The sequence below is a fragment of the Jiangella gansuensis DSM 44835 genome (genome assembly GCF_000515395.1).
Classification (GTDB): Bacteria; Actinomycetota; Actinomycetes; order Jiangellales; family Jiangellaceae; genus Jiangella; species Jiangella gansuensis.
In genome coordinates, this window is record NZ_KI911782.1 from 2,745,334 (window position 1) to 2,763,715 (window position 18,382).

The 18,382-nt window shown below is 72.9% G+C and carries 23 protein-coding genes; 12 read left to right on the plus strand and 11 right to left on the minus strand.

Annotated elements, in window-relative coordinates; translation table 11 throughout:
- Positions 1-34 precede the first annotated feature (34 nt).
- Positions 35-1,546, plus strand: coding sequence for an MFS transporter (locus JIAGA_RS0113225; protein WP_026876027.1), 1,512 nt, complete (start codon positions 35-37; stop codon positions 1,544-1,546).
- 106 nt (positions 1,547-1,652) lie between these two features.
- On the opposite strand, the gene JIAGA_RS0113230 is transcribed toward JIAGA_RS0113225, so the two are convergent.
- Together JIAGA_RS0113230 and JIAGA_RS0113235 are read right to left on the minus strand one after the other, a co-directional pair.
- A complete protein-coding gene (locus tag JIAGA_RS0113230) occupies positions 1,653-2,138 on the minus strand; it encodes a hypothetical protein (protein WP_026876028.1) in 486 nt (161 codons plus the stop codon).
- A complete protein-coding gene (locus JIAGA_RS0113235) occupies positions 2,129-2,689 on the minus strand; it encodes an RNA polymerase sigma factor (RefSeq protein ID WP_051426044.1) in 561 nt (186 codons plus the stop codon). Before JIAGA_RS0113235 ends, JIAGA_RS0113230 begins: the two co-directional genes overlap by 10 nt.
- Before the next feature lie 162 nt (positions 2,690-2,851).
- Here JIAGA_RS0113235 and JIAGA_RS29570 point away from each other — a divergent pair, with 162 nt between their 5' ends.
- From JIAGA_RS29570 to JIAGA_RS0113260, 5 genes are read left to right on the plus strand one after another with little or no spacing between them, the layout of a single operon-like run.
- On the plus strand, positions 2,852-3,331 hold the full coding sequence (locus tag JIAGA_RS29570; protein ID WP_051426655.1) for an Asp23/Gls24 family envelope stress response protein: 480 nt from the start codon (positions 2,852-2,854) through the stop codon (positions 3,329-3,331).
- The gene (locus JIAGA_RS0113245; RefSeq protein ID WP_026876030.1) at positions 3,328-3,669 is read left to right on the plus strand and encodes an Asp23/Gls24 family envelope stress response protein; all 342 of its coding nucleotides are present in this window, start codon (positions 3,328-3,330) and stop codon (positions 3,667-3,669) included. The genes JIAGA_RS29570 and JIAGA_RS0113245 overlap by 4 nt, the downstream gene beginning before the upstream one ends.
- The gene (locus JIAGA_RS0113250; protein ID WP_026876031.1) at positions 3,666-3,845 is read left to right on the plus strand and encodes a hypothetical protein; all 180 of its coding nucleotides are present in this window, start codon (positions 3,666-3,668) and stop codon (positions 3,843-3,845) included. Before JIAGA_RS0113245 ends, JIAGA_RS0113250 begins: the two co-directional genes overlap by 4 nt.
- Positions 3,842-4,768, plus strand: coding sequence for an alkaline shock response membrane anchor protein AmaP (locus JIAGA_RS0113255; protein ID WP_026876032.1), 927 nt, complete (start codon positions 3,842-3,844; stop codon positions 4,766-4,768). The genes JIAGA_RS0113250 and JIAGA_RS0113255 overlap by 4 nt, the downstream gene beginning before the upstream one ends.
- Entirely contained in the window at positions 4,765-5,340 is a 576-nt protein-coding gene (locus JIAGA_RS0113260) for a hypothetical protein (RefSeq protein ID WP_026876033.1), read from the plus strand. The genes JIAGA_RS0113255 and JIAGA_RS0113260 overlap by 4 nt, the downstream gene beginning before the upstream one ends.
- Before the next feature lie 111 nt (positions 5,341-5,451).
- On the opposite strand, the gene JIAGA_RS0113265 is transcribed toward JIAGA_RS0113260, so the two are convergent.
- Genes JIAGA_RS0113265 through JIAGA_RS0113280 form a run of 4 tightly spaced genes read right to left on the minus strand, consistent with a single transcriptional unit; the run spans position 5,452 to position 9,118 of the window.
- Positions 5,452-6,213, minus strand: a complete 762-nt coding sequence (locus tag JIAGA_RS0113265) for a class I SAM-dependent methyltransferase (protein WP_026876034.1) — start codon at positions 6,211-6,213, stop codon at positions 5,452-5,454.
- Positions 6,210-6,998, minus strand: coding sequence for an ABC transporter ATP-binding protein (locus JIAGA_RS0113270; protein ID WP_026876035.1), 789 nt, complete (start codon positions 6,996-6,998; stop codon positions 6,210-6,212). Before JIAGA_RS0113270 ends, JIAGA_RS0113265 begins: the two co-directional genes overlap by 4 nt.
- Positions 6,995-8,005, minus strand: coding sequence for an ABC transporter substrate-binding protein (locus JIAGA_RS0113275; protein WP_026876036.1), 1,011 nt, complete (start codon positions 8,003-8,005; stop codon positions 6,995-6,997). The genes JIAGA_RS0113270 and JIAGA_RS0113275 overlap by 4 nt, the downstream gene beginning before the upstream one ends.
- An 18-nt stretch (positions 8,006-8,023) precedes the next feature.
- Positions 8,024-9,118: a FecCD family ABC transporter permease gene (locus tag JIAGA_RS0113280; protein ID WP_211239642.1), complete on the minus strand. Its 1,095-nt coding sequence runs from the start codon at positions 9,116-9,118 to the stop codon at positions 8,024-8,026.
- Positions 9,119-9,422: 304 nt separating this feature from the next.
- On the opposite strand from JIAGA_RS0113280, the gene JIAGA_RS35255 reads away from it, so the two are divergent.
- From JIAGA_RS35255 to JIAGA_RS0113290, 3 genes are read left to right on the plus strand one after another with little or no spacing between them, the layout of a single operon-like run.
- Positions 9,423-9,746: a hypothetical protein gene (locus JIAGA_RS35255; protein WP_051426046.1), complete on the plus strand. Its 324-nt coding sequence runs from the start codon at positions 9,423-9,425 to the stop codon at positions 9,744-9,746.
- Entirely contained in the window at positions 9,707-11,047 is a 1,341-nt protein-coding gene (locus JIAGA_RS29575; RefSeq protein WP_211239643.1) for a sensor histidine kinase, read from the plus strand. The genes JIAGA_RS35255 and JIAGA_RS29575 overlap by 40 nt, the downstream gene beginning before the upstream one ends.
- The gene (locus JIAGA_RS0113290; RefSeq protein WP_026876038.1) at positions 11,044-11,745 is read left to right on the plus strand and encodes a response regulator; all 702 of its coding nucleotides are present in this window, start codon (positions 11,044-11,046) and stop codon (positions 11,743-11,745) included. The genes JIAGA_RS29575 and JIAGA_RS0113290 overlap by 4 nt, the downstream gene beginning before the upstream one ends.
- Here the strand turns inward: JIAGA_RS0113290 and JIAGA_RS33110 are convergent.
- From JIAGA_RS33110 to JIAGA_RS0113310, 4 genes are all read right to left on the minus strand, one after another.
- Positions 11,708-12,574, minus strand: a complete 867-nt coding sequence (locus JIAGA_RS33110) for an NAD(P)H-binding protein (protein WP_051426048.1) — start codon at positions 12,572-12,574, stop codon at positions 11,708-11,710. The genes JIAGA_RS0113290 and JIAGA_RS33110 overlap by 38 nt on opposite strands.
- Positions 12,575-12,657: 83 nt before the next feature.
- Positions 12,658-13,854 carry an RNA polymerase sigma factor gene (locus JIAGA_RS0113300; protein ID WP_026876039.1) on the minus strand — a complete coding sequence of 399 codons (1,197 nt, stop codon included), beginning with the start codon at positions 13,852-13,854 and terminating at the stop codon, positions 12,658-12,660.
- 5 nt (positions 13,855-13,859) lie between these two features.
- A complete protein-coding gene (locus JIAGA_RS0113305) occupies positions 13,860-14,201 on the minus strand; it encodes a YciI family protein (protein WP_026876040.1) in 342 nt (113 codons plus the stop codon).
- 3 nt (positions 14,202-14,204) lie between these two features.
- Complete coding sequence (locus tag JIAGA_RS0113310; RefSeq protein ID WP_026876041.1) at positions 14,205-14,693, minus strand: VOC family protein; 489 nt, start codon at positions 14,691-14,693, stop codon at positions 14,205-14,207.
- A gap of 147 nt (positions 14,694-14,840) precedes the next feature.
- Here JIAGA_RS0113310 and JIAGA_RS0113315 point away from each other — a divergent pair, with 147 nt between their 5' ends.
- Together JIAGA_RS0113315 and JIAGA_RS0113320 are read left to right on the plus strand one after the other, a co-directional pair.
- Positions 14,841-15,527, plus strand: a complete 687-nt coding sequence (locus JIAGA_RS0113315) for a FadR/GntR family transcriptional regulator (RefSeq protein WP_026876042.1) — start codon at positions 14,841-14,843, stop codon at positions 15,525-15,527.
- Positions 15,528-15,564: 37 nt separating this feature from the next.
- Positions 15,565-16,281 carry an SOS response-associated peptidase gene (locus JIAGA_RS0113320; RefSeq protein ID WP_026876043.1) on the plus strand — a complete coding sequence of 239 codons (717 nt, stop codon included), beginning with the start codon at positions 15,565-15,567 and terminating at the stop codon, positions 16,279-16,281.
- Between the two features lie 7 nt (positions 16,282-16,288).
- On the opposite strand, the gene JIAGA_RS0113325 is transcribed toward JIAGA_RS0113320, so the two are convergent.
- Positions 16,289-16,507: a hypothetical protein gene (locus JIAGA_RS0113325; RefSeq protein WP_026876044.1), complete on the minus strand. Its 219-nt coding sequence runs from the start codon at positions 16,505-16,507 to the stop codon at positions 16,289-16,291.
- A gap of 234 nt (positions 16,508-16,741) precedes the next feature.
- On the opposite strand from JIAGA_RS0113325, the gene JIAGA_RS0113330 reads away from it, so the two are divergent.
- A complete protein-coding gene (locus tag JIAGA_RS0113330) occupies positions 16,742-18,370 on the plus strand; it encodes an alkaline phosphatase D family protein (RefSeq protein ID WP_211239644.1) in 1,629 nt (542 codons plus the stop codon).
- The last annotated feature ends 12 nt before the right edge of the window (positions 18,371-18,382 follow it).

Here is an 18,382-nt window from a genome sequence, read left to right on the forward strand (position 1 = left end):
ACTACCGTTCAGACATCTGCCTGGAGGAGGATCAATGACCCTGACCGCAGCACGTCGTGCCGGAACCCGGGAATGGGTGGGCCTGGGCCTGCTGGCCCTACCCACCGTTCTGCTGGGCCTCGACGTCACGGTGCTGTACCTGGTGCTGCCCAGCATGGCGGCCGATCTCGACCCGACGGCGACCCAGACGTTGTGGATCATGGACGCGTACGGCTTCTTCATCGCCGGACTGCTGATCGCGATGGGGGCCCTGGGCGACCGGATCGGCCGCCGCCGGCTGCTGACGATCGGGGTCGCGGCGTTCGCGATGGTCTCGGTGATCGCGGCCTACGCGCCCAGCGCCGAGCTCCTGATCCTGGCTCGCGCGCTGCTGGGTGTCGCGGGCGCCACGCTCATGCCGTCGACGCTGTCGCTGATCTCCACCATGTTCCGGGACGTGCGGCAGCGCGCGGCGGCCATCGGCGTGTGGGCCACGATGTTCGCCCTGGGGATGGCGGCCGGGCCGGTGGTCGGCGGCGCGCTGGTGGACCGGTTCTGGTGGGGAGCGGCGTTCCTGCTGGCCGTGCCGGTCGCCGTTCTGGTGCTGGCCGGTGCGCGGGTGTTGCTGCCGGAGTACTCCGCGCCCGGGGCCGGGCGGCTCGACCTCATCAGCGTCGCCCTGTCGCTGGGTGCGATCCTTCCGGTGATCTACGCCGTCAAGCACGCGGCCGACGACGGCTTCGGCCCGCGGACGCTGCTCCTGGTGGTGGCCGGCGGGATCGCCGGGGGCGCGTTCGTGCGCCGGCAGCGGCGGCTCGCCGCACCGCTGCTGGACGTGACCCTGTTCGCCGACCGTGCGTTTTCAGCCGCCTTGGCGGTTCTCCTGATCGGACTGGTAGGCGTCGGCGGCACGATGTACCTGGTCACCCAGTACCTGCAACTGGTCGAAGGACTCTCGCCGGCGGCGGCCGGGCTGTGGATGGGACCGCCGGCCCTGGCCATGTTCGCCGCGGCGATCGGCGCCCCGATCGTCGCCCGCCGAGTCCGGCCCGCCACCGTCATGGCCGCCACCCTGGCGATGTCCGTGGCCGGATACTCGCTGCTGGCCACCGCCGGCGTCGGCGACCCGGTACCGGTCGTGGCCGGGTTCGCCCTGGTCTATCTGGGCCTGGGCGCCATCGCCGCGCTGGGGACGGACATCGTCGTCGGGGCCGCTCCGGCGACGCGGTCCGGCTCGGCGGCCGCGATGTCCGAAACCGTCCAGGAGCTCGGCGTCGCCGTCGGTGTCGCGCTGCTCGGCAGTCTCGCCACCGCGGTGTACCGCAGCCACGTACCCATGCCCGCCGGGACGCCGTCCGACGCGGCCGAGCGGATCGTTGACGGCCTCCCCGGTGCGCTCGCCGTGGCCGGCGAGGTCCCGCCGAGCGCGATCCAGGCGGCACGTGAGGCCTTCACCACCGGCATCAACGTCGCCTCGCTCGTCGCCGGTGCCGGCATCGCCGCCGTCACCGTCATCTGCGCGCTCACCCTCCGGCATGTCCGCCCCCTCGGCGAAGACCCGCCGTGACCGGCGCTTCCTCGGTGTCGAGATCCAGGGGGTGACACTGATGCCAAGACGTGCATCAGTGTCACCCCCATCGATCAACGACGACCCGGCCCGCGGTGATCGAGTGTCACGGCGGGGTGACGTCGTCGACCTCCACGGCGACGTCGGCGGCGGTGACCGGCGGCCGGACCGGGCCCAGAACCTCCCGGACGCGGGTGACCACTCGGCGGCGGACCTCGTCGGCGAGGGGATGGATGCGTTCGGGGTAGCGCACGCTCACCCCGACGGTGATGGCGACCAGCAGGTCGTCGCGGAGATCGAGCCGGGCCCGGGCGAGGCGCACGTCGGGCAGGTCGTCGACCGCGTCGGCCAGCTGCATCGTCACGACCTGGTCACTGACGTGGACGGTGCCGTCCGGGCTGGCGGCACGCACCGGGCGGGAACGGCGGGTGGCCGTGAGGACATGGTCGAGGATCCGGCGCGAGGCACCGGCCCATGCCCGGTCGGCGTAGGAGCGCAGCGCGGCCGCCGCCTCGTCGACGATCGCGGCGTCGGGCTCGCGCGCCGCCCCGCGGTCGCGACCGTCGTTGTCCGGGCTCGGCTTCATCGCCATGGCGCCAACCTTTCCGCGAGTGCGCGTCGGGCACGATGCAGCTGACCGCGGACGGCATCCCGTGATGTGTGCATGACCTCGGCGATCTCGTCGTAGGTGAGGCCGTCGATCTCGCGCAACAGCCAGGCCACCCGCTGGTTCAGCGGCAGCGTGGCCAGCGCCTCGTCCAGCGCCGCGACCAAGGCGTGACCGATCGTCTCATGGGCCGGATCGTCCGGCGCGGGAACCGACTGGCCCACGCTCAGGTCGCGCGGCTCCGGGCGGCGGCGCCGGCGCAGATTGTGGGCCTTGTTGAGGGTCAGCCGGAACAGCCAGGTCCGCAGGGCCGCGTCGCCGCGGAAGTCGGCGAGGTTCCGCCACGCCGCGACCAAGGCGTCCTGGACGGCCTCCTCCGCGTCGCCGTCGTCGAACAGCACCCGGCGGGCGAACCGGAACATCGCCGGGCCGTGGCGCTCGGCGATGACCGCGAAGCCCTGCCGGTCGCCGAGACCGGCGCGGCGGGCCAACGCCAGGTCGTCCTCACCGGCGAGGCGGCGCTGTTCCACGGCCATGGCACCAGTGTGCGGCGATCTGGTTCTCCTGACGGGCGCCACGGGAGCGCATAGTGTGATGGGTATCACATTTCCCGGCCATGACGACCGGTCGGGCGGTGGTGTCCAAGGGGGACGGAGCCGGCTCGCCAGAGGCCGGCAGTGATCGACGAGGGAGTCGACATGGGGGAATCGGAAACGAGGCCGTTCGGCGGCAGCAACCCGGCGACGGGCGGCAGCAACCCGGGGACGGAGGCGAGCGGCGGCCCGCTCGTCAGCGAAAAGGGACGCACGAGCATCGCCGACAGCGTGGTGTCGAAGATCGCCGGAATCTCCGCGCGCGAGGTCGCGGGCGTCTTCGACCTCGGCGGCGGCACGGCCCGCGCGGTGGGAGCACTGCGGGAGCGGATCCCAGGCTCCCGGACCAACCTGCAGCAGGGTGTGACGGTCGAGGTCGGCGAGCGGCAGACCGCGATCGACGTCGACATCGTGGCCGAGTACGGCGTCTCCATCGTCGACCTGTCCGACGGTATCCGCCGCAACGTCGTCGCCGCGGTCGAGCGGATGACAGGGCTCCAGGTGACCGAGGTGAACATCAACATCAACGACGTGCACCTCGAGGAGGAGGACGACCAGGAGCCGGCGGAGAGCCGGGTCGAATGACCAGCACCGGCGCGGGTGGTGCCGTCGCACGCTCCGGCGAGCTCGCCGATCACGTCGCCGAGGCGGTCCTGGCCGTCGACGGCGTGACGGACCTGCACGGCGGGTTGTTCGGTGAGATCGGCACCTACCTTCCGGGGCGCCGGGTACGCGGCGTCCGCCTCGGCCCGGCCGGCTCGGCGCAGGTGCACGTCGTGCTCCGGTGGGGCGTGGACATCCCGCGAACCGCCGGCGCCATTCGACGGGCCGTCGCGGCGCTGGTGGACGGCCCGGTCGAGGTGACGGTCGAAGACCTCGCCACCGGACCCACCGCCGGCGGTACGAGAGGAAGCGGATCATGAACGCCACCACCACGGGACTCCTCGTCGGCATCCTGCTGGCGATCGCCGCCACGACCGGGGGACTGGGCGGCTTCCTGCTGGCCGTCATCCTGGGCGTCGTCGGCCTCGGCGTCGCCGGCCACCTGTCCGGTGAGCTGGATCTGGGCCGCATGTGGCGGGCCCGGGAACGCGAATGACGACGGTCGCGGACGGGACGGGCCTGCCGGCTCGGCCCGCCGACACGGACGACGCGGCCGGACGGGGCCAGCTGACCATCCACCCCCGGGTGGTCGAACGGATCGCCGAACGTGCCGCCGTCGACGCCACCGGCCTGCGGGAGCACGCGTCGCGCTGGTCCCTGATCGGCGGCGGCGGACGGTTGCCGAAGGCATCGGCCACAGTTGTCGGCCGGCACACCCGGGTGGCCGTGACGGCGGCGGCCGCGGCGGACCGGACAGTGGCGGAGGCAGCCGCCGGCGTGCGCGACGGGGTCACCCGCACAGTTCACGACCTGACCGGCCTGGAGGTCGACGAGGTCGACGTGCACCTGGCGGCCCTGAGCGGAGAGCCACCGCCGGGCCTGGATCCGCTGCCCGCGGCCGCCGCACCACGACGAGGCGGTGCGGCGCGCCGGGCCGGGATCCTGCTCGCGTTCGTGCTGGTCGCGCTCGGCGCCCTTGCACTGTACGAAGGTATCGTCGCCTTCGGCGCGGTGGACGGACCAGAACCGGCACGAGACCTGCTGAACCGGCTGGACGGCGCCGAACCGCAGACGTGGCTGATCCCCGCCGGCGTGGTGGTGGCACTGATCGGGCTGTGGCTCGTGGTGGCGGCGGTACGGCCGCGGCCGCGCCGATCGCTGCCGGTGACCGCCGACACCGGCGTGTACCTGTCCCGGCGCGCCGTCGAGAGCCTCGCCGAGGACACCGCGTCCCGGCATCCCGGCGTCGTGAAGGCGTCCGCGCGGGCGAGGCGCTCGAAGGTGGTCGTACGCATCACCACCGACGGTGAGCCCGCAACGCCCGGCGAGGTGCGCGCCGCACTCGGCGAGCGGCTCGACCGGCTTGCCGACCGGCCGGCCATCCGGGTCCGGGCCCGCCGTGAGGGGGGCGCGTCGTGACCCGGCGGGCGGCCGCCGCGGAGCGGGTGCTCGTCCTGGTGATCGGCCTGCTGCTGGTGGCTGCCGGGGTGGCCGCGGTCGCCTGGCGGGAGGAGTGGTTCCCCGATCTGATCGGCGGCCCGATGGACACCTCCACGGTGGCCGACCGCACCGACGATGCGTGGTGGCCGTGGGCGCTGTGCGGTGCCGGCGTCCTGCTCATCCTGTTGGGCCTGTGGTGGTGGCGCGTGCACCTGCGCCGCGACACCGAGCGGCAGCTGCGGTTGGCCGGGTCCGGCCGCGGCGGCCGGCTGACGGCGGACACCGGGGCCATCGTCGACTCGGCCGCCGCGGCGCTCGACGCGGTACCGGGCCTGACGTACCGGCAGGGCCGGCTGCGGCGCGAACGCGGCGGGCACGTCGTCGAGGTGACGGCCGCCGCCGACCCCGGCGCCCAGTTGGCCGACGCCGCCGTCGCGGCGGAACGGGCCGCCGTGGCCGTCCGGGCCCACCTCGGCACGGAGGCGACGGCGGGGTTCCGGCTGCTGGTGGTCGCCGCCCGGCGCCGAACACAACCGACCCGCGTGCGCTGAGCCGGACCACTCGCTCCGCCCATCCGCCGTTGATCTTGGAGTTCGCGCGGAATCAACCGGACAAAGCGGGCGCAGTTACTGCGTAAACTCCAAGATCAACGGGATTGCGCGTCACACGGCCCGGCCCGTGATCAGGAACTGCAGCTGCACCTCGTGTCCCTCGGCCACGCCGTAGCGCCGGTCGAGGTCGAGGATCCGGGTCAGCGGCGTGACCACCACGTCGGTGAAGCCGGCCGCACGGACCGCGGCCGCGGACTCGTCGATGCTGGTCGCCTCGGCCAACGGCAGCAGCGACAGCACATCGCGGTCGTACAGGTCGCCCAGGCCGGGCTGCCGCTCGAGCGGGGTGGCGGAATCGCCGGAGACCGGCGCGTGAATGCCGGTGGGGAACCAGGTGCTGTCGACGGCGGCGAGCAGGCCGCCCGGCCGGAGCAGCGCACGCCAGTTGCGCAGTGCCACCTCTGGCGTGCGCAGTGTCCACAGCAGGTACCGGTTGGTGACGACGTCGAAGCTGGCGGGCGGGAACTCGGGCGCGACCGCGTCGCCGAGCCGCAGTTCGGGCGGGTTCGGCAGCGCCGCCGCCTTCTCCCGCGCCTTGTCCAGCATGCCGTCGGCCAGGTCGGTGCCGACGACGTCGTAGCCGAGCTCGGCCAGGAGCACCGAGACGTGGCCGGTGCCGGTCCCGACGTCCAGCACGCGGGCCGGCGGCGCGGGCAGGGCGCGCTGCCAGACGTCGATCCAGCCGGCCCGGATGTCGGCGTTGCCGATCTGCTTCAGGTGATGCGCGTCGTAGGAGTCGGCGCGCTCGCTCCAGTACCGGTTGATGTTGGCCTGGGCGGCCACGGGGGCGGGCCGGTGCGTGGTGTCGGTCATGACGCTCCTCGGGTAGCGGGTGTCCTGGCATCGAGGGGACGGAAGAGCAACTGAACGCCGTCGTCGGTGGCGACGCGCTGCACACCGATCCGGTAGACCGGCTCCAGCACCTCGGCGCGCAGGACGGCGTCGGGCGTGCCGGCCGCGGCCACCCGGCCGCCGTCCAGCAGCACCAGCTCGTCGCAGTACCGGGCGGCGAGGTTGAGGTCGTGCAGCACCACGACGGTGGTGACGTCCAGCCGGCTGACCAGCTGCAACACTTCGTGCTGGTAGCGGATGTCGAGGTGGTTGGTCGGCTCGTCGAGCAGCAGGTGATCGGCCTGCTGGGCGAGCGCCCGCGCGATGAGCACCCGCTGTTTCTCGCCTCCGGACAACCCGGCGAAGACCCGGTCCGCGAGATGCCGGGCACCGACCCGCTCCAGCGACGCCGCGGCGATCCGGTAGTCCTCGCGGCCGTGCCGCTGGAACGTCGACAGGTGCGGTGCCCGGCCCAGCAGGACCGTCTCGGACACCGTCAGCGGCAGCTCGCCGGTGCCCTCCTGCACGACGACAGCGAGCCGGCGGGCCAGCTCGCCCGGCTTCAGCTCGCCGACCGGCGTCTGGTCCAGCGTCACCAGCCCGGCCCGCGGGGCCAGCGCGCCGTACAGGGTACGCAGCAGGGTGGTCTTGCCGCTGCCGTTCGGGCCGATCAGACCGACCACCCGGCCCGGCGCGGCGGTGACGTGGGCGCCGTCGACCACCAGCGTGTCGCCGTAGGCGAACGAGACGTCGTCGGCGCTGATCATCGGCCGGTGCCGAACCGCTCGGCGATACGCTCCAGGCCGTCGATGGACAGCGGCGTGGGCGGCTCGGTGAAGTTGAACAGCTGCACCAGGATGTCGTCGTTCTGCACCGCGCGCAGTCCCTCGGCGCCGGGGAGACTGAGCACGGCGTTCTTCACCGCGTCCGGGTCGCCGTCGACGTGGAGCAGGACGAGCACGTCGGGGTCGGCGGCGATGATCTGCTCGAGCGTCACCTCGAACACCCGCTCGTCGACGTCGGCGAATACGTTGGTGAACCCGGCGGCCTCCAACTGCGGGTGCGCCATGCTCCGATTGCCGTACGCGTAGCCGCTGCCGCCGCCGACGGTGGGGAAGAGGACGGCGGCGGTGCGTTCGGGTGCGCCCTCGACCGAGGCTTCGACGGCCTCGACCCGGTCCCGCAGCTCGGACACCAGCTCGCCGGCCGCCTCGGCCCGGTCGAAGATCTGGCCCATCGACTCGATCTGCTCGTAGACGTCGTCGAACGTCGTGGCCTCGACGCCGTTGGGGCAGTACACCGGCTGCACCAGGGCGTTGATGCCGACGCCGGCCAGGCCCTCCCGCGTGATGCCATCGGGCAGGCCGATGACCAGGTCCGGCTGCTGGGCGATGATGACCTCCTGCGAGATCTGCAGGTGGCCGCTCTCGTCCACGTCCTCGCCGAGCGACTCGATGCCGGCGATCGCTTCGTTGGTGGCGTCGTCGTAGTACTCCGCGGGGAACGCCCCGGCCCGCAGCACCGCCGCGTCCAGGACGCCCAGTCCGTGCAGGACGGTGACCGGGGCGCTCTCCAGCATCACCACCCGCTCCGGCGGGGCGTCGAACGTGACGTCGACACCACAGTTCTGGACGGTGAGCGGATAGGTCGTACCGCCGCCGGCGGCGTCCACGGTGGCGCCGGCATCGCTCGTGTCGTCGGCGGTGCCGGCGGCGTCGGCGCCGCACGCGGCGGCCAGCAGGGCGAGCGCGACGACGGGCGGCAGGTATCGCATCAGATCTCCTCGAACGGGTCAGGACCCGGCGGCGTGGAAGCGCCGGACCAGGAGCAGCAGGAACGGCGCGCCGACGAGGGCGGTGATGATGCCGATGGGCAGCTCTCGCGGCGCCAGGACGGTCCGGGCGGCGACGTCGGCCCACACCAGGAAGATCGCCCCGATGAGCGCGGCCACCGGAACCACCCGGCCGTGCGCGGCGCCCACGAAGCGCCGCGCGATGTGCGGGATGACCAGGCCGACGAAGCCGATGCCGCCGGCGGCCGCGACGACCGCGCCGACGCACAGCGACACCACCAGCAGCAGCTGCACCCGGAACCGGGTGGGCGGGACGCCGAGGGTGTGCGCGGTCTCGTCGCCGATGGCGAGCGCGTCCAGCCGCCGGCTCCACACCATCAGCGCCGCCACCGTCAGGCACACGATCGCGACGACGAGGGCCAGCGGCGCGGACCAGCGGGCCAGACCGAGCGAGCCGAGCAGCCAGAACAGGACCGACCGGGCGCCTTCGGCCGAGTCGGAGGCGAAGATCAGGAAGCTGGTGGCCGCGTAGAGGGCGTAGCCGACGGCGACCCCGGCCATGAGCAACCGCAATGAGGTGATGCGGCCGCCGGCCCGGGCCACCACGAACACCGCGGCGGAGGCGCCCAGCGCGCCGAGGAACGCGCTGACCGACAACGCGTTCTCACCGAACCCGGCGCCCAGCCCGAACAGGATGGCCGCCGCGGCGCCGGTGGACGCCCCGGAGGTCACGCCGAGGAGGTAGGGGTCCGCGAGCAGGTTGCGCACCATGGCCTGCAGCGCCACCCCGCAGACCGCGAGCGCCGCGCCCACGACCACACCGAGCACGACCCGCGGCAGCCGTACCTGCCAGACGATGGAGTCCTCCGCCGTCGTCCAGGTGACCTCGGCCGGCCAGCCGGCGATGTGGTGGGTGACGATGCGCGCCACCGTGGCCGGCGAGATGGACACCGCGCCGAGCCCCACCGCGAGCACCACGGTGACCAGCAGGCCGGCGGACAGCCCGCCGATCCACAGCGCCGTGCGCCGCCGCTGGGCTCCCTGACCGAGGTCGTCGTCCGGCAGCTCGGTCAGGTCGATGGCCGTGACGCTCACGATCTCCGCCTCCCTCGCCGGCTCCGTGGGGCTCGTACATGCGACACGGTCGCGTCAACAGATGCGACCTTGTCGCATCTTGCCGGATCCGGCACGAACGGACAACGGGGTGCGCGGGTGGAGCGCAAAGGTTCAGAACGCCGTCATCTGGGCGTCCAGGACAGTTCGCCACCGGGACGTCGCGGAGTTCGGCCGCGCGGCCGTGCGTGGCCCGGGGAGCGTCGCCCTCGCCGATGGCTTCATCCGACGGTGCTCGGGCGTGGCCGTCAGGTGGCGCGGGGCGACGAGCCATTATCGTGGTGGGGTGAGCCGCAGGCCGCGCTGGCGGCGCTCGTTCCGCGACGGCGACGGCCTCGGCGCCGGGGAGCGTGCGGTCCGCGAGTCCGGAGCCATCGACGTCCACGTCGTCACCCGCGAGCGAGCACGGCCGGGTCCGCTGCTGCGCCGGGCGGAGTTGCTCGGCCGCAGCAGGCGCGCCGCCGGCTGGGCGCTGGCCGTGCTCGGCCCGGTCGCGCTGGCCGCGATCCTGGTGTCCTTCCGCGACCTGCGCGAGCTGCCGAGCGACCTGAGCTGTTCCTCGCACTCACCGTGGGGGTGGCACTGCTGGGCGGGTTGTGGCCGGCGGTGACCGTCGCGGTCTTCGGCAGCCTGCTGCTCAACTGGTACCTCACGCCGCCCTACCACACGCTGACCATCGCCGACCCGGAGAACGCCCTCGCGCTGGCGATCTTCATCCTGGTCGGTGTCGGCGTCGCCTCCGTCGTCGACCTGGCCGCACGGCGCACCCTGCAGGCGGCGCGCAGCAGCGCGGAGGCCGACACCCTCTCCGCTCTCGCCGGCAGCGTGCTGCGCGGCGAGGACACCGTCGTGCCGATCTTGGAACAGATGCGCGAACGTTTCGGCATGGAGTCCGTCACCCTGCTGGAGCGCGACGGCGGCGGCCGTGGAGCCTGGCGGCCCGTCGCGCATGCCGGCGACCCCGCGTGCCGCGGGCCCGGAGACGGCACCTCGGAGGTGATGGTCTCCGAGACGCTGACGCTGGGCCTGCGCGGACCGGTGCTCGACGCCGGCTACCGGCGGGTCCTGGAGGCGTTCGCCGCCCAGGCGGCGGTGGTGCTCGACCGGCAGCGGCTGCGGCAACGGGCCGCGGAGGCGCGCCAGCTGGAGGAGGGCGAGGCCATCCGCACCGCCCTTCTCGCGGCCGTCTCGCACGACCTGCGCACCCCGCTCGCCGCCATCAAGGCGGGCGTCACCAGCCTGCGCCAGGACGATGTCGAGTGGAGCCCCGCCGACGAGGCCGCGTTGCTGGCCACGGTGGGCGAGGCCACCGACACGCTGGAGCGGCTGATCGACAACCTGCTCGACCTGTCCCGGCTGGAGACCCGGACGGTGCATCCGGTGCCGCGACCGGTGAGCCTCGACGAGATCGTCCCGCGCGCCGTCGCCGGCGTACCGCCGGGCAGCGTCGTGCTGGACATCCCGGAATCGCTGCCGCTGCTGGTCACCGACGCCGGCCTGGTGGAGCGGGCGATGGCCAACGTGGTGGAGAACGCGGTCAAGTACTCACCGCACGGCGCCGAGGTGACCGTGTCCGCGGCACTCGTACCGGCGCTGGGACCCGGTGCCGGCCACGTCGTGGAGGTGCGGGTGGTCGATCGCGGCCCCGGCGTGTCCGACGAGGACAAGGCGACGATGTTCCTGCCGTTCCAGCGCCTCGGCGACTCCCGGCCGGCACGAGTGGCCGGAACGCCCGGCGTGGGCGCCGGCGTCGGTCTGGGTCTCGCCGTCGCCCGCGGCTTCGTAGACGCCGTCGGCGGAACCCTCACCGCGGACGACACCCCCGGCGGCGGGCTGACCATGGTGGTGCGCCTGCCCGTCGCCGCGATGCCCGCCACCCCCGCACCGGACCGGGTCGAGGAGACCGCATGACGGCACCGGAGACCGCGGACGGGAACCGCGTTCTCGTCGTCGACGACGAACAGGCACTCACCCGGGCCCTGGCCATCAACCTGCGCGCCCGCGGCTGGGACGTCATCACCGCCGCCGACGGACACGGCGCGCTCGACGCTGCCGCCCACAAGGACCCGGACATCGTCATCCTCGATCTGGGCCTGCCCGACATGGACGGCGTCGAGGTCATCGGCGGGCTGCGCGGCTGGACGACGGTGCCGATCATCGTCCTGTCGGCGCGGACCGGCTCCGACGACAAGGTGGAGGCTCTCGACACCGGCGCCGACGACTACGTCACCAAGCCCTTCGGCATGGACGAGCTGCTGGCCCGGCTCCGCGCCGCCCGCCGCCGCGCCATCCCGGCGGATGGGGAGAGCTCCATCGTCACGGCGGGCGAGCTCACCATCGACCTGGCCCGCAAGAAGGTCGCCCGCGCCGGTTCCGACGTCCGGCTGACCCCCACCGAATGGCATCTGCTGGAAGTGCTGGTGCGCAACGCCGGCCGCCTGGTGTCGCACACACAGCTGCTGCACGAGGTGTGGGGGCCGGCGTACGGGTCCGAGACGAACTATCTGCGCGTCTACTCCGCGCAGCTTCGGCGGAAGCTGGAACCCGACCCGGCCCGGCCGCGGCACATCATCACCGAACCGGGCATGGGGTACCGCTTCGAGCCGTGAGGACGTCGTGGACGGAGGCGGGTGGTGTTCCGGTCAGCCGGGCCACCTCGTCGGACACGGCGCCCCAGCGCTGGTGGCGTACCGACTCCAGCATGGTGCTGTAGGCGTGCGCCCACCAGGAGGTCTCACCCGCCCGGGCGAGTGCGGCCGTGTAGTCGGCCGGGTCGACGTCGATGTACTCGAGCCGATCGCCCCGGGCCGCCGACATCGCGGCCGCAATCGCCGGTACGTCGAGGGCCGACGGTCCGGTGATGTCGTGGCGGCGGCCAGTGGGACCGGCCAGCGCGAGCGCGGCCAGCGACCGTGCGACGTCGGTGCGCGAGACCAGCGAGAGGCGCCCGTCGCCGGCGGGCAGCCGCAGCTGACCGCGATCGACGGCACCCTCGGCCAGCCGCAGGAAGAACTCGGTGTAGATCGACGCTCGGGCGACGGAGACCGCGCAACCGCTGGACGCCAGCAACCGCTCGGTGTGCCCGTTGGTGACGGCGTAGCAGAACGGTGACTCCACGTCGACGTCCAGGCCGCTGAGGACGACGACATGCCCGACTCCGCAGTCGGCGGCGGCCTGCACGACATTCACGTGGTGCAGCATCACGGTGGCGGCGTGGCCGTCGCTGGAGACGAAGACCAGGGTGTCGACGCCGTCCAGCGCGGCCCGCAGGGTCGCCGGGTCGGCGTAGTCGGCGGGCGCGACGAGGACGCGGGGCGGGGGAGACCATCGGGTGGCCGGCCGGACCAGCGCCACGACGTCGTGTTCGGGGTACGCGGCCAGCTGCGTCGCGACCTGGCCGCCCACAGTGCCGCTCGCTCCGGTCACCGCGATCCGCATGCCCGTCTCACCTCCACGAGAAGGAACCACCTCGGCGGTCAGCGTGGCACAACCCGCTGGTGGTCAGATCGCGCCCCGGTGGATCAGGCGGACCAGTTGAGCCGCTCGTGCAGGATGGCGCGTTCGGCCGGGTTGGCGGTGAGCTCGAGGGCACGCGCGTCGGCGCCGCGGGCGTCGTCGGGACGGCCGAGTGCACGCAGCAGGTCCGCACGGGTCGCGTGGTAGAGGTGGTACGCGTCGAGAGGGTCGGCCAGAGCATCCAGCTCGGCCAGCGCGGCGGGCGGCCCGGCCGTGTAGCGCAGCGCGACGGCTCGGTGCAGGCGGGTGACCGGCGACGGAGCGACGTGCAGGAGCATGTCGTAGAGCAGCACGATCTGCTTCCAGTCGGTGTCCTCCCAACGCGGCGCCTCGGCATGGCAGGCCACGATCGCCGCCTGTAGCTGGTACGGGCCGGGGCGGTGCTGACGGGCGGCTCGCGCGAGCAGCCGGGCCGCGTCGCCGATCGCGGCGTGGTCCCAGCGCGATCGGTCCTGGTCCCGCAGCAGCACGATGTCGCCGGCGGCGTCGAACCGGGCGGCGCCGCGGGCACGGTGCAAGCGGATCAGCGCGAGCAGGCCGGCCACCTCCGGCTCGTCCGGGGCCAGCTCGTGCAACAGGGCCGCCAGCCATTCGGCGTCGTCGACGAGGCGCTCGGAGTGAATGGAATCCGCGGTGGACAGGTAACCCTCGTTGAGCATCAGGTACACGACCGAGAGCACCTCCGTCAGGCGGTCGTGCAGGTCCGCCGCGGCGGGCAGGCGATACGGGATGCCGGCGTCGGTGATCTTGCGCTTGGCGCGGGTGATCCGCTGCGCCACGGTCGCCTCCGGCACCAGGAAGGCCCCGGCGATCTGCGCCGTCGTGAGCCCGCAGACCACCCGCAGGGTCAGCGCGATCTGGGCGGCGCGGGGGAGCGAAGGGTGGCAGCAGGTGAAGATGAGCCGGAGGCGTTCGTCCGGCTCGGGCTGCACCGGCCACTGCACCTGAGCGAGCTTGGCGCGGTAGGTGCTCTCGCGCCGCAGGATATCCAGGCCGCGCCGGCGCGCGACGGTGAACAGCCACGCCTCGGGCCGCTCGGGAATGCCCTCGGCAGGCCAGCGTTCGAGGGCTTTCACGACGGCGTCCTGCACCAGGTCCTCGGCGGTGGCGAAGTCACCGATGAGCCGGACCAGCGCGCCGGCGAGCCGGCCCGCGTGCTCACGCACCACGCGGGTCAGCTCGGCATGCGACGGGTGGGTCACTGCCGTCAGGCCTCCAGCGGCCGGATCTCGACCACCGGGCAACCCGGCCAGGTGCGGGCCATCCGCAGCGCCTCGTCGAGATCGGCGACATCGACCTCGACGTACCCGCTGACTACCTCCTTGCCCTCGACGAACGGGCCGTCGGTGACGATCGGCTCGGGCGCGTCGAGCCGGACCGTGGTGGCCGTGTGCGGGCCTTGGAGCTTGCTGCCGCCGCGGATGACGCCCGCGTGTTCGGCCATCCAGGCGTTCACCCGGCCGTAGGCGCGGTCGCGGTCGGCTTGCGACATCGACTCGAGCTCGGCCGAGAACCCCTCGGTGTCGACGAACAACAGCACGTACTTCATCGCTCAGGCTCCCTGGTTCAGGTTCTGCAGCTCGGCCAACCGCCGTGCCAGTTCCGGCGGCGGCACGTCCTCGACGTGCGTCGCGATGGTCCAGCCATGACCGTACGGGTCGACGACGAAGCCGTCGCGGTCACCGTAGAACTGGTCCTGCGGCGGCCGCCGCAGCGCCGCACCCCGTTCGACCGCCCGTGTGACGACCGCGTCGACGTCCTCGACGTAGATGAACAGGAACGACGGCGAACCGGGGAGCCCCCCGGATGGCGGCGCCTGGGTGCCCATGCCCGGGGACTCGTCCTCGACGATGACCACCGAGTCGCCGATGACGATCTCGGCGTGTGCGACGGTTCCGTCCGGGCCCGGGAAGCGCATCCGCTCGATGGCGCCGAACACGTCGGCGTAGAACCGCAGTGCTTCGGCCGCGTCGCTGACCACGAGGCACGGTGTGACCCGGCGGTAGGTGTCCGGGATCGGCTGGGGCGTGGTCGACGTCATGGGTCGTCCTCCTCATCGTGGGAACCTGCTTCTACTCTCCTGACGATCGGGCCGCCGGCCGATACGACACGTCGACCACGGCGAGACCGCCCGCATCGCCTGACCCGGTATATTCGTGCAGGTTCGACGGCTGGGGGAGGTAGCGCGATGGCGGTGACCGACCTCGCGATCGAGAAGATCAAGCAGATGATCCTCAGCGGTGAGCTGAAGCCGGGCGACCGGCTGCCGCGCGAGGCCGACCTCGCCGAGCGGCTGGGACTGTCCCGTAGCTCGCTGCGTGAGGCCGTGCGGGCGCTGACCCTCATCCACGTCCTCGACGTGCGGCAGGGCGACGGCACCTACGTCACGAGCCTGTCGCCGGACCTGCTGCTCGACGCGATGGCGTTCGTCATCGACTTCCACGGCGACGACACCGTCCTGCAGTTCTTCGAGGTCAGGCGCATCATCGAGCCGGCCGCCGCGTCGATGGCCGCGCAACGCATGTCCGAGGAGGCGGTCGACAAGCTCGCTGAGGTGATGTCCGGGATCCGCCCGGAGACCGACATCGAGGAGTTCGTCGCCGCGGACCTGGAGTTCCACCGGCAGGTCGCCGACGGTTCCGGGAACCCCGTGCTCGCTTCACTGGTCGAGAGCATGTCCGGCCCCACGCACCGGGCTCGGGTGTGGCGTGGTGTCACGCAGGAGTCGGCAGTGGCCCGGTCGCTGGCCGAGCACGACGCGATCGTCCGCGCCATCCGGGCGCGGGAGCCGGAGGTCGCCCGCTCGTGGGCCACGGTCCACGTCGCCGGCGTCGAGCAGTGGCTCAGGGAGGCGTTGATTCTCCCGGAGGGGTGACGGCCCGCGGCACCGGGCGGGTGCGAGAATCGGGGCCGTGTGCGGACGGTACGTGGTCGACGCGTCGATCGAGGATCTCATGGACGAGTTCGCCGCGGTCGCCGGAGCCGGTGCGTCGGACCTCGGCCCGTCGTTCAACGTCGCACCCACCGACCGGGTACCGATCGTCCTGGAGCGCACCGACCAGCCGCCCGAGGCCGGCCGGCAGCTGCATCCGGCGCGTTGGGGACTGGTGCCGCCCTGGGCGAAGGACACCGCCGGTGGCGCGAAGATGATCAACGCCCGGTTGGAGACCGCCGCCGGCAAACCGGCCTATCGCGGCCCGTTCGCTCGCCGCCGCTGCGTTGTACCGGCCAGCGGCTACTACGAATGGCAGCGCGGTGCCGGCGGGAGGAAACAGCCGTTCTACATCCACCCGCGCGACGGGGTGGTGGCGATGGCTGGGCTGTTCGAGTGGTGGCGCGACGACCGGTTGCCGCCGGACCACCCGGACCGGTGGGTGCTGTCGGCGAGCGTCCTGACCACCGCCCCCGCCGAGCACCTGGCCCATATCCACGACCGGATGCCGGTGATGCTCACGCGTGACCAGCTGGCCGGTTGGCTCGACCGCGGCCACGACGACACCGTCGCGCTGGCCGAGCTCGCCCGGGCCGGCACCGCCGAGGTCGCCGCCACGTTGACGGCGCGGCCGGTCGGGCCCGGGGTGGGCAACGTCCGCAACAACCACCCCGACCTGATTGCGGCACCGCCCTGACCGGCGGCTACGGGAACGCGTCCTGCTCGAGGTCGGCGATCAGCTCGTCGAGCCAGCCGATGATCGCCTCCCGCTGCCGGCCGGCGGCGATGCCGCGTTCACCTGCGTAGTCGCCGTACGCGGCCGCCAGGCCCACGACGTCCAGGTCCAGTTCGAGACTGAGCTGAGCCTCGTATCGGCCGTGCCCCGCCGGCCAGTTCCGCTCGGCTGCTCGATCTTCCGTCACCCGAGAACCCCTCCGCTGTCAGCGCCTTCGCCGCCTTCGTCCGGTCTCAGGGAGGCGGCCCGTGCGTGCCGTACCCCCTGCGCCCGAATCGATGCCTGCGGCCGCGACACCGGCCGCGATCGTCTGCCGGCGGACGCGACGGGCGGCACGCCGGGCCGTACGCCGGAATCATCCGGTTCGGCTAGGGTGAGCCTCCGCTTGTATCGTCGGTCAGCCGAGTTCTGGAGGCGTTAGGTGCCCAGCTCCATCGTCCTGGGGCCGATGCTGCGCCACGTCGGCCGGGAGTCGGCGCTGGTCTGGGTGGAGACCAGCCGGCCGGCCACCGTGCGCGTCCTCGACGCCGAGGCGCGCACGTTCACCGTCCACGGCCACCATTACGCCCTGGTCGAGGTCGACGGCCTCGAGCCGGGGACGTCCACGCCGTACACCGTCGACGTCGACGGCGAGCCCGCCTGGCCGGAACCGGACGGCCCCTTCCCGCAGCCGGTCATCCGTACCCGCGACGACGGTCCGGTGCGGATGGTCTTCGGTTCGTGCCGGATGAGCGTCCCGCATGACGACCGGCACAACCGCGTCTACGGCACCGATGCGCTGCGTGCTCTCGCGCTGGGGCTGGCCGTGGCCGGTGAGGCGGAGCGGCCGGACGGGCTGATCCTGCTCGGCGACCAGGTGTACGCCGACGAGACGTCACCGGCGATGCGGGAGTTCATCAGCGCCCGGCGCGACCCACGGCAGGCGCCGGGAACCGAGGTGGCCGACTTCGAGGAGTATGCCCACCTGTACCGGCTGGCGTGGAGCGACCCCGCGGTGCGCTGGCTGCTGTCCACCGTCCCCGCTGCGATGATCTTCGACGACCACGACATCCGCGACGACTGGAACACCTCCCAGGCGTGGCGTGAGCGCATGGCCCGTGAGCCCTGGTGGCGCCGGCGCATCACCGGTGGCATCGCGGCGTATTGGCTGTACCAGCACGTCGGGAACCTGTCACCGGCAGAACTGGCCGCGGACCCGGTGCTCGCCGCCGTCCGGGCGGCCGACGGCGACGCCGGCGAGGTGGTCGACGAGTTCGCCTGGACGGCCGACCAGGATCCCGCGTCGTACCGCTGGAGCTTCACCCGCGACATCGGCCCGGCCCGGCTGGTCATGATCGACTCCCGCTGCGGCCGGATGCTCGACCCGGGTCGGCGCACCATTGTCGACGACGCCGAATGGGAATGGATCGCCGAGCAGGTCCGCGACACCGAGCACGTCGACCACCTGCTCATCGGCACGTCGCTGCCGTACCTCCTGCCGCGCGGCCTGCACGACCTCGAGGCCTGGAACGAGGCCACCGCAGCCGGCGCCTGGGGCCGCCGGTTCGCCGCCGCCGCGGAGACCCTGCGCCAGGCGGTGGATCTCGAGCACTGGGCGGCCTTCGGGACGTCGTTCCGGGCGATGGCCGACCTCGTCACCGAGGTGGCCACCGGGCCCGACGAGCGCCGGCCGCGCACCATCAGCTTCCTGTCCGGTGACGTCCACTACTCCTACGCGGCCGAACTGCGGTACCCCGGTCGCGGTGAGACCACCAGCCGGGTGCATCAACTCGTGTGTTCTCCGGTGCGCAACCCACTGAGCACCACCCTGCGCTACCTCAACGGCGCAGCGGCCTTCGCCGTCGCCCGCCTGGTGGGGTCGGCGCTGGTGAAGTTCGCCCGGGTACCGCGGTCGCCCGTCGCCTGGTCCATCGAGGCCGGCCCGCGCTTCGACAACGCCCTGGCCACCCTCGAACTCGCCGACGGCGCCGCCCGGGTCCGCTGGCACACCGGGCGGGTCGGCGACGACGGCGTGGCCACCCGCCGGGAGATCCTCGCTGCTGAACTCTGAGCAGGTCAGAGG